This is a genomic window from Zobellella denitrificans, from assembly GCF_002237365.1.
Classification (GTDB): Bacteria; Pseudomonadota; Gammaproteobacteria; order Enterobacterales; family Aeromonadaceae; genus Oceanimonas; species Oceanimonas denitrificans.
In genome coordinates this window covers 1-10227 of record NZ_NMUO01000118.1, presented here as the reverse complement: position 1 = coordinate 10227, position 10227 = coordinate 1, and the positions used below count along the sequence as shown (strand labels likewise).

10 protein-coding genes are annotated in these 10227 nt (G+C 63.2%); 5 read left to right on the top strand and 5 right to left on the bottom strand.

Features of this window, described 5'->3' with window-relative positions; translation table 11 throughout:
• Positions 1–141: 141 nt before the first annotated feature.
• From mnmA to CGX12_RS17615, 4 genes are all read left to right on the top strand, one after another.
• Entirely contained in the window at positions 142–1248 is a 1107-nt protein-coding gene (gene mnmA, locus CGX12_RS17630) for a tRNA 2-thiouridine(34) synthase MnmA (protein ID WP_094041144.1), read from the top strand.
• Positions 1245–1868, top strand: coding sequence for a high frequency lysogenization protein HflD (gene hflD, locus CGX12_RS17625; protein WP_094041143.1), 624 nt, complete (start codon positions 1245–1247; stop codon positions 1866–1868). The genes mnmA and hflD overlap by 4 nt, the downstream gene beginning before the upstream one ends.
• Positions 1869–1908: 40 nt before the next feature.
• Entirely contained in the window at positions 1909–3279 is a 1371-nt protein-coding gene (purB, locus tag CGX12_RS17620) for an adenylosuccinate lyase (RefSeq protein WP_094041142.1), read from the top strand.
• Between the two features lie 142 nt (positions 3280–3421).
• Entirely contained in the window at positions 3422–4570 is a 1149-nt protein-coding gene (locus CGX12_RS17615; RefSeq protein WP_094041141.1) for a ribosomal protein uL16 3-hydroxylase, read from the top strand.
• A 90-nt stretch (positions 4571–4660) separates the two neighbouring features.
• Here the strand turns inward: CGX12_RS17615 and CGX12_RS17610 are convergent, their stop codons facing one another.
• The 5 genes from CGX12_RS17610 to CGX12_RS17590 form a co-directional block, all read right to left on the bottom strand.
• Positions 4661–5152: a GNAT family N-acetyltransferase gene (locus CGX12_RS17610; protein WP_176442108.1), complete on the bottom strand. Its 492-nt coding sequence runs from the start codon at positions 5150–5152 to the stop codon at positions 4661–4663.
• A 14-nt stretch (positions 5153–5166) separates the two neighbouring features.
• Complete coding sequence (pdxH, locus tag CGX12_RS17605; RefSeq protein ID WP_094041139.1) at positions 5167–5802, bottom strand: pyridoxamine 5'-phosphate oxidase; 636 nt, start codon at positions 5800–5802, stop codon at positions 5167–5169.
• A gap of 386 nt (positions 5803–6188) precedes the next feature.
• Positions 6189–6443 (bottom strand): ogr/Delta-like zinc finger family protein, encoded by a 255-nt coding sequence (locus CGX12_RS17600; RefSeq protein WP_094041138.1) that lies wholly within the window; start codon positions 6441–6443, stop codon positions 6189–6191.
• 83 nt (positions 6444–6526) lie between these two features.
• Positions 6527–7522, bottom strand: a complete 996-nt coding sequence (locus tag CGX12_RS17595) for a phage portal protein (RefSeq protein WP_094041137.1) — start codon at positions 7520–7522, stop codon at positions 6527–6529.
• Positions 7519–9348, bottom strand: a complete 1830-nt coding sequence (locus CGX12_RS17590) for a terminase large subunit domain-containing protein (RefSeq protein ID WP_094041136.1) — start codon at positions 9346–9348, stop codon at positions 7519–7521. The genes CGX12_RS17595 and CGX12_RS17590 overlap by 4 nt, the downstream gene beginning before the upstream one ends.
• Positions 9349–9524: 176 nt before the next feature.
• On the opposite strand from CGX12_RS17590, the gene CGX12_RS17585 reads away from it, so the two are divergent.
• Positions 9525–10227, top strand: a 703-nt coding sequence (locus CGX12_RS17585) for a GPO family capsid scaffolding protein (RefSeq protein WP_142995669.1), incomplete at its 3' end; no start/stop codon positions are given.

The window sequence follows — 10227 nt, the reverse complement described above, 5'->3', positions numbered from 1 at the left end:
GGTGAGGCGTGAGGGGTGAGGGGTGAGGCGTGAGGGGTGAGGCGTGAGGAGTGCGCCTCCCCCCTTACGTCACAACGCCTCCCCCTGGCGGCATTTGTCTGGTAAAATGCCGCCCGTTTTGCTAACAGGTAACGGGCGCGTATGAGCGATAACAGTCAGCTAAAAGTGATTGTCGGCATGTCCGGCGGTGTGGATTCCTCGGTGTCGGCCTGGCTGCTGCAACAGCAGGGCTACCAGGTGGAAGGCCTGTTCATGAAGAACTGGGAAGAAGACGACACCGACGAGTACTGCTCCGCCGCCGAGGATCTGCGCGATGCCCAGGCGGTGTGCGACAAGCTCGGCATCGAGCTTCACACCATCAACTTCGCCGCCGAGTACTGGGACAACGTGTTCGAGCACTTCCTGGCCGAGTACCAGGCCGGGCGCACGCCCAACCCGGACATCCTGTGCAACAAGGAAATCAAGTTCAAGGCCTTCCTGGAATTCGCCGCCGAGGATCTGGGCGCCGACTATATCGCCACCGGCCACTACGTGCGCCGCAGCTTCGACAGTCAGCCCAAACTGCTGCGCGGCCTCGACGGCAACAAGGATCAGAGCTACTTCCTCTATACCCTGAGCTCCCGGCAGGTGGCCAAGAGCCTGTTCCCGGTGGGCGAGCTGGAAAAGCCCGAGGTGCGCCGCATCGCCGAACAGCTCGGCCTGGTGACCGCCAAGAAGAAGGACTCCACCGGCATCTGCTTTATCGGCGAGCGCAAATTCCGCGACTTTCTGGCCCGCTACCTGCCCGCCCAGCCGGGCAACATTGAAACCGTGGCCGGCGAGGTCATTGGCACGCACCAGGGGCTGATGTACCACACCCTGGGCCAGCGCAAGGGCCTTGGCATCGGCGGCCTCAAAAACGCCACCGACGATCCCTGGTATGTGGTGGACAAGGATCTGGAGCGCAACGTGCTGGTGGTGGCCCAGGGCGATCATCCCCGTCTCTATTCCCATGGCCTTATCGCCCGCCAGCTGCACTGGGTGGACCGCCAGCCGGTCACGGCCCCCATGCGCTGTACGGTGAAAACCCGCTACCGCCAGGCCGACATTCCCTGCCTGGTGGAGCCGGTGGACGCCGACACCATCAGGGTGACCTTCGACAGCCCCCAGGCCGCGGTGACGCCGGGACAGTCCGCCGTATTCTACCAGGGCGAGGTCTGCCTGGGCGGTGGCATTATCGAAACCCGATTCAGTCAGGAGCAAGCGTGAGCAAGAGTCTGGAAAATCAAACCCTGGCCTTCGCCGGCATCTGCCAGGCGGTCAGCCTGGTGCAGCAGGTGGCCCGCCAGGGCAGCATTGAAGATAAAGAGGTGTTCAAGGCCACCCTCAACAGCATTCTGGTCACCGATGCCGAGCGCTCGGAAGACATTTACGGCGGTCATCCCCAGTTGCATCTGGGCTACCAGACCCTGATAGAACAATTGAGCACCGACAGCGCCCAGAAAAACGCCGAACTCACCCGCTACCTGGTGGGCCTGGTGGCGCTGGAGCGCAAGCTGGCCCGCCGCCGCGACCTGCTGTCCATGCTGGGCGAGCGCATCAGCCAGGTCAAGCGCCAGCTGCACCACTTCGAGCTGCTCGACGAGCAGGTGCTGGCCAACCTGGCGAGCATCTACAGCGACATCATCAGCCCCCTGGGGCCGCGCATCCAGGTGGCGGGCAACCCCGGCTACCTGCAGCAGCCCCTGGTGCAGCACCAGATCCGCGCCCTGCTGCTGGCCGGCATCCGCAGCGCGGTGCTGTGGCGCCAGCTCGGCGGCAAGCGCCGCCATATCCTGTTTTCGCGCAAGCGGCTGGTGGCCCAGGCCCAGGCCGCGCTGCGCTATTAAGCTATCCTTAGTTACCCCCAACCTTCAGGAGTCCTTGTTCATGGAATTGTCAGCATTAACGGCCATTTCCCCGGTCGATGGCCGTTACGGCAGCAAAACTGAGGCGCTGCGCGCCATTTTTTCCGAGTTCGGTCTGTTGCGTTTCCGCGTGGAAGTGGAAGTCCGCTGGCTGCAGGCCCTGGCCGAGCATGCTGAAATCACCGAGGTGCCCGCCCTGTCCGCCGAGGCCAATGCCCTGCTCGACCGCATTGTCGCCGAGTTCAACGAGGCCGACGGCCAGCGCATCAAGGACATCGAACGCACCACCAACCATGACGTGAAGGCGGTGGAATACTTCCTGAAGGAAAAGGTCGAGGCCCTGCCCGAGCTGGCGGCGGTGAGCGAGTTCATCCACTTCGCCTGCACCAGCGAGGACATCAACAACAACGCCCACGCCCTGATGCTGAAGGCCGCCCGGGAAGAAGTGATCGCCCCCTACTGCCGTGAGCTTATCGATGCGGTCAAGCAGCTGGCCCGCCAGTACCGGGACGTGCCCATGCTGAGCCGCACCCACGGTCAGCCCGCCTCGCCCACCACCCTGGGCAAGGAAATGGCCAACGTGGCCTACCGGCTGGAGCGCCAGTTCAAGCAGATCCTGGCGGTGGAGCTGCTGGCCAAGATCAACGGCGCCGTGGGCAACTACAACGCCCATATGTCCGCCTATCCGGAAGTGGACTGGCACACCTTCGCCGAGCGCTTCGTCACCCGCCTGGGCCTGACCTGGAACCCCTACACCACCCAGATCGAGCCCCACGACTACATTGCCGAGCTGTTCGACGCCCTGGCCCGCTTCAACACCATCCTCATCGATTTCGATCGGGATATCTGGGGCTACATCTCCGTGGGCTACTTCAAGCAGCGTACCGTGGCCGGTGAAATCGGCTCCAGCACCATGCCCCACAAGGTCAACCCCATCGACTTCGAAAACTCCGAAGGCAACCTGGGCCTGGCCAACGCCGTGTTCAACCACCTGGCCGCCAAGCTGCCCATCTCCCGCTGGCAGCGGGATCTGACCGACAGCACGGTGCTGCGCAACCTGGGCGTGGCGGTGGGCTATTCGCTTATCGCCTACCAGGCCACCCTCAAGGGCATCAGCAAGCTGGAAGCCAACCCCCAGGCGCTGGCCGACGATCTGGATCAGAACTGGGAAGTGCTGGCCGAGCCGGTGCAGACGGTGATGCGCCGCTACGGTATCGAAAAGCCCTACGAGAAGCTCAAGGAGCTGACCCGCGGCAAGCGGGTGGACGCCGAGGGCATGCGCGCCTTTATCGACGGCCTGGAGCTGCCCGAGCCGGTGAAGGCCGAGCTGAAAAAGCTGACCCCGGCCAACTACATCGGCCGCGCCATCAAACTGACCGACGAGCTGAAGTAACAGCGTAATGGGTTAGGTGACAGGGGTGAGGCGTAATCCTCACCCCTCACCCCTCACCCCTCACCATCATTCCCTCCCCCGCCGCGCCTTGGCATAATACTTCGCTATTCTTTAAGCATCCTTCCCACTCCGGCAGGCCCCCATGCACAGCGCACTCAAACTGGATATAGAACACTTTCTCGCCCACGACTGGCAACGCCGGCCATTGCTGATCAAGGCCGGCCTGCCCGGTTTCGAGGATCCGCTCAGCCCGGACGAGCTGGCCGGACTGGCACTAGAGCCACACATCGAGTCCCGCCGGGTATGGCGCGAAGCCGGGCGCTGGCAGGCGGAGACCGGCCCCTTCGACAGCTACGATCACCTGGGCGAAAAAGACTGGACCCTGCTGGTACAGGCGGTCAACCAGTGGCATCCGGCGGTGCAGGACATCGCCGAGGAATTCCGCTTTATCCCCGGCTGGCGCTTCGACGACGTCATGGTGAGCTTCTCCACCCCGGGCGGCGGTGTCGGCCCCCATATCGATCAGTACGGCGTTTTTATCATCCAGGGTGAAGGCCGTCGCCACTGGCGGGTGGGCAAACAGCAACGCCTGAAGGAGTTTGCCGCCCACGGCGCCCTGCGCCATTGCGAAGCCTTCGAGGCGGAGATCGACGAGGTGCTGGAGCCCGGCGACATCCTCTATATCCCCCCCGGCTGCCCCCACGAAGGTTATGCGGTGACGCCGGCGCTCAACTATTCGGTGGGCTTTCGCGCCCCCGACGCCCGGGATCTGATCTCGAGCTTCGCCGACCACCTGCTGGCCCACGAGACGACCAGCCGTCGCTTCGACGATGCGGGCATGGCGCCGGCACGGGCCCACGGCCGTATCGATGCCACCGCCCTGGCCCAGGTCAAGGCGCTGATGACGGAGCTGCTGGATGACCCAGCCCGCCTGGCCGACTGGTTCGGCGAGATGATGTCGGAAGCCAAGCACGATCTGGATCTGGAGCCGGCCGAGCCGGCCTACAGCCTGGAGGAGCTGGTGCTGCGCCTGGATCACGGCGATCACCTCTATCGCCTGGGCGGCGTGCGCTGCTTTTATCATGAAGGCAGCGAGCAGCTGTTCTACCTGGACGGCGATCGCTACCAACTGGCCGAGCCCGATGCGGACGCCATCGCCCTGCTGTGCGACCAGGCCCGCATCTGCGGCCCGGAAGTGGCCTGCCTGAAGGATCCCAAGGTGTTGCTGGAAGTGCTGCTGCCGCTGGTCAACCAGGGTTACTGGTACTTTGAGGAAGATGAAGAGGAATGAGGCGTGAGGCGTGAGGTGTGAGGTGTGAGGTGTGAGGTGTGAGGTTATTCCTCTTTACGCCTCACACCCAACCCCTTGCCCCTCACCGGCTTACGACAGCTCGTCGAAGGCGGGATGATAGGTCACCAGCCCCTTGGGCGGGGGCTGCTTCAGGGGCAACGCCATAAAGGCATCGCCTGCATCCGGGTAGATGCTGTGCAATTGCAGCTCACGCGCCGGCCTGAAGCCAAAACGGCCGTAAAAGGCCGGATCGCCCAGCACCACTATGCCGGCCCAGTCCAGCTCGTTGGCGGCGTTGATCGCCTCCTTGATCATCTCCGAGCCCACCCCCTGGCGCTGGCAGTCGGGCCAGACGCTCACCGGCGCCAGCCCCAGCCAGCCCAGGTCCTCGCCGTCGATCAGCACCGGGCTCATGGCCAGATGACCGATAACGGCACCTTCGTATTCGGCCACCTGGCTGACGCTGATGGCGCCCTGCTCGCGCAATGCCAATACCAGATCCGCTTCGGCCGGCCGGTCGAAGGCGGCATACACCACTTCGTCGATATCGTCGCCGTCACCGGGACGTTCGGTTCTGAATATCAGCATAAGGACTCCTATGGCGCCAGTCTATCTATGGTCCAGCCGTCGCCGCTGCGTTGATAGAGAAAACGGTCGTGCAGGCGGTTGGCTCCGCCCTGCCAGAACTCGACACTGTCGAAGTGCACCCGGAAGCCGCCCCAGAAGCTCGGCAGGGGCACCTCGCCGCTGGCAAATTTCTGCTTCATTTCCAGGAACTTGGCTTCCAACAGGCCACGGGCGGAAATACGGGAAGACTGCTGCGATACCCAGGCGCCGATCTGGCTGTCCTTGGGCCGGCTGCTGAAGTACTTCATTACCTCGACCGTGGACAGTTTTTCGACCTGGCCGGTGATATGCACCTGCCGTTCCAGGCTGTGCCAGGGAAACAGCAGGCTGATGCGGGGATTCCGGGCCAGTTGGCCCGCCTTGCGGCTGCCCATGTTGGTGTAGAACACGAAGCCCCGTTCGTCCGCGTGCTTGAGCAGCACGATGCGCTGGAAGGGTTGCCCCCGTTCGTCCACCGTGGCCACCACCATGGCGGTAGGATCGGCCAGGCCGGCGGCGATGGCCTGCTTCATCCAGGTTTCGAACAGGCCGAGGGGCTCTGCCGGCAGATCTTTGCGGCGCAAACCGCCCTGCAGGTATTCCCGCCGGTAGTCAGCCAATTCCATAGATAGGGTCTCTCATGTATCGGAGGGTAGCCGCTATTGTGCGTTGACCGCCGGGGATTGGCAAGCCGGGCCACGCCTGTCGCCAGTTGAGCCTGAGGCCGGCCGTCCACACGACAAAGAGCCCCCGCCGGCGGCAAAAAATGCTAGAATCCGCCCCGTTCACCCCTTATCAGCCACCCAGGTCAACAAGAGCATTACACCATGGCGCTACTTATCACCGACAAGTGCATCAACTGCGATATGTAAAGCATCAGAATAAAACACTATCAATATCAGTTGATTAAGACGTTGTGTTACTGGGCGTGTTGCGCGCCATTTCATCCTATTGCGGCTGGTTGCGTGTGCCAGTAACACAAAGCCGGGATCAATCCGATAAAAAAGGGCGCTCACCGCGCCCCTTCCAGTTCCCTCAGTAAATCTTTCTGTGCCCCCGGTGGCAAAGCCTTCACCAGCTGGAACGCCATCTGGGTGGTGGTTTTGGCGCTGGGGTTCAGGCTGTGCCGGTAGCCGGCGCCCACCACCCAGGTGTGGCCGCACTCGGCATCGTTGCACTGGCAATACAGCTCGGTGTAATCCCGGCTCAGGCGGTTGGTTTTTGTTATCCGCCCCTTACTTCCGCACTCTCTGCAGTAAACCCGCATGTTTAAAACTCCCCCGAGTAAACATGCCACCATGATAAAACATCCGGCACCGGATGGCAGCAAACCACTGTTTTTTTATCCAGTTACTCCAGCGTAAACTGCAGGGCCAGCCGCGCCGGGATATCCGGGTCCGAGTTGACCACGTCGGCGATCAGCTCGCACAGCGGCAGCACCTCGTTGCGGGTGTAGACGGCATCGTATTTCTCCGGGTCGCCCAGGCCGCCGGTGTTGGTGGGGATGATGCCGGCCAGCCCCGGCGGAAAGCGGTGCGCGGTGAGCACGTCCTGGGCGCTGATGTTCTTGATGCGGTCGAAGTCGTCCTTGGTGGCGATGTCCCCCACCGGGATCAGCTTCACCCCGTCCGGGTTGCCGTTGGGGATGTTGATAAACAGGCTGCGGAAGTTGCCCACCCCCTTGGAGCTTTGGATCTTCTCCTTCAGCTCTTCTTCCTGGCTTTCGCTCAGGTTGGGGTCGGTGGCGTAGAAGATAAAGCCCATGTGGGCGCCGTTCTGGTAGTACCTGCGCCTGAACAGGGTGGCGTCACGGTTCAGCAGGGCGGACTGGATGCCGCCCAGGTAGTCCGGCAGGCCGTAGATCTGTTGGCGGGGGTCGTACTGGCTCAGGAAGATAACGTCGTCTTCCCGGTAGCGGATCTGCTGGTTGTTGGCCTGCAGCAGCACAAAATCCCCGCTCTTGTGCCGGCGCAGGTACATTGAGGGCAGCGGGTGCAGCCGCACCACCCGCCCCAGGCCGTTGCGGATCTTCAAAAAAGCGGCGTCGCCGAACTGGATCAGGTTGTGGGCAAAGGCCTGCATCTGCACCCGCTTCATGCCCCCGCCGCCCTTGAACTTGCCGGCGATCATGTTGCGCCGGGCATAGAGCAGGGCGCCGTGGTGGGCGTTGGTGTTGGCAATCTGGGCCAGCCCCTGGCGGCTGACCGGGGTGCTCCAGTAGTCGGCGTAATCGTCGTAAAAAAGTTCGGTGTAGTCGGTCAGCCAGCGGCCGGGCTCGATGGCCTCCGGCTCGCCAAAGCTGAACGCAACCAGGTTGTTGGATTGATGGCTGGCTTGCTCGGTCATGCTTGTATGGCCCAGGTTGAGGTGCGTTGGTTGGAGTGGTCCAGCGGCTCGTTGATCACCGCGTGGGCGATGGCGAAAAAGGCGTCGGCGTGGCCGGTGGTGGCGTCCCGCCCCGCCTTGAAGGTCATGGCATTGCCGCTGCCGGTGGTGGTGCGCTTGATGGCCATAAACGCCAGCGGAATGTCCTTGTACAGCCGGTCCCAGCTGATGCGCCCGGCCTCCACCACGTCGATCATCTTCAGCACCAGGCGGTTTTTGCTCTCCACCGAGTAGTGGATGGCGTGCGCCTCGCGCGGGTACTTGGTTTTGATCAGGTCGAACACCCCGGCACCGATGCCGGTGATGTCCACCCCGATGTAGGTCACCCGGTAGCGCTTGAACAGCTTGGCGATTTCGGCCACATGGTGCTGAAAGTTGAGCCCCCGCCAGTGGTGCTTTTCCAGCACCCGGAACGGCTCGCCGGCGACCAGCGGCGGGGCCAGCACCACCAGGGTGGCGTTGTCGCGGGTGCGGCTCGGGTCGTAGCCCAGCCACACCTCGCGGGTACCGAACGGCCGGGCCGCGCGCGGGTCGAAGTCTTCCCACTGGGCGGTGTCGACGCCGCAGCCTTCCAGCTGGTTGAACTTGAACACGCTGGCTTCGTCGTCGACGAACTCGCACATAAACAGGTTGCGGAACACCTCGTCGGCGTATTCGTCGCGCAGCTCGTCAACGTCAATGAGGTTGCAGCCGCTGGCCACCGCGTCTTCCACCGTGATGGCGTAGCGCCATTGCCGATCCGGGCACACCCGGCCGCCGTCCTGGTAGTCGGCCAGGGTCGGGAATTCGATATCCTTGCGGCTGTCCTTGCCGTCCTTCCAATCGGCGCCGGTCCAGAAGCCATAGCCCGGGTGCGACTTGGCCGAGGGGGTGGAGAAGTAGGTTTTCCGCCACCGGCTCTGGGTGGCCATGGCAGAGGCCACGTTGGACAGCTTGGTAAAGCCCGGGATCCAGAAGTATTCGTCGATGTAGACGTTGCCGGAGCGGGACTGGGCGCTGTTGGAGTTGGTGGACAGAAAATGCAGCTCGGCGCCGTTGCTCAGGATGATCGGGTTGCCCGACAGCTCCACCCCCAGGAACTCCCGGGCGATGTTGATGATGTAGGAGCGGAACACCTCGGCCTGGGCCCGGGTGGCGGACAGGAAGATCTGGTTGCCGCCGGTGATGACCGCGTCTTCCAGGGCCTCGCCGGCGAAGTAGTAGGTCATGCCGATCTGGCGGCTTTTCAGGATGTTGCGGGTACGCGGGATGGCCGGGTCGTTCTTGGCCTCGCGGCAGCGCAGCTGATAGCCGAACAGGGTACCCAGCCAGCCCTCGAAGTCTTCGGGCAGCAGCTCGCCGATGTCGTTCTTGCGCTGCTTGCCCTTCTTGCCTTTACCCCCCTTGGCCTGGCCCCCGCCGCGCTTGCCGCGCCGCCCGTTCGGCTCCGGCCATTCATCCGCCGGCACCCCGGCGGCCAGGGCCGCTTCCCGCTCCTTCAGAGCCAGCTCTTTCTCGCGCAGCTGCACCAAGTCTTTCTTCAGCCGCACATGCTGGCCGATCAACCGGTCCAGTTCGTCCAGCTCGGCCGGGGTCTTCTTCTCCCGGGCCAGCAGCAGCTGCACCCGCCGGGCGATGGCGTCTTCCAGCTGCTCGTCGGACAGCAGCGCGTCCCAGCTGTATTTTTCCACCCACTGGTACACCACCCGCGCCGAGTTCAGGCCCAGCTCCTGGGCGATTTCCCGGGGCAGCCAGCGCTTGAGGTAAAGCCCCTTGGCGGCGTTGCGGATTTCTTCGGTGTAGGCCATGGAGGTCCGTGGTGGTGATGAATGCGGCCATCATACCCACCGAAAACCGCCACCTATCGCCATGAAATTCCGAGAAATTCCGATTTCCCGAAAATCGGAATTCGGTGGAACGCCGCCGGATGAAATCCCCTTCACAAGCCCCTAGCCTGTCGCCATCACAGAACACGAGCAGGCACATGAAACCCGATTCACGGTTACGCACAGGCTGGATTTGCATTGCCACCGAGGGCAACAGCGTCGACGGGCGCTTTATCTCCCGCGAGTGGCTGACCGACATGGCCGAAACCTACGACCCGGACCACTACACCGCGGTCATCTGGCCGGATCATGACAAGTGGCAAGCCATGGGCACGGTGGAAGCGCTCAAGGCCGAGCAGGTAGACGGCAAGATGAAGCTGTTCGCCATCCTTCGCCCGACCCGGGATCTGATCTACTACAACCAGCTTGGCCAGTACCAGTTCTGCAGCATCGAGCCCCTGGAGCAATTCGCCGGCGGCGACAAAACCTACCTGGGCGGCCTGGGCGTGACCGACATGCCGGCCAGCACCGGCACCACCCGCATGCAGTTCAGTGCCAAGGACAAAGCCCCCAAGCTCATCGGCGAAAGCCAGCCGCTCAGCCTGGCCGAGCTGGCCGACCGCGAGCAGGAAGCCGGCATGTTCAAAAAATTCATGGCCTGGTTCAAAACCCAGGAATCCGCCGCTCCCCAAGAACCAACCCCCGAGGATCCAGCAATGGACAAAGAGCAGTTTAACGAGCTGAAAGGCCTGATTGGCGGCTACGCCCTCGCCGCCGACACCGACGGCCACCACGGGGGGGGAGACAAACCCCGCGCCCCCATCACCCCCGCGCCGGACGCCCCGGCCGCGGCGGCCCGGC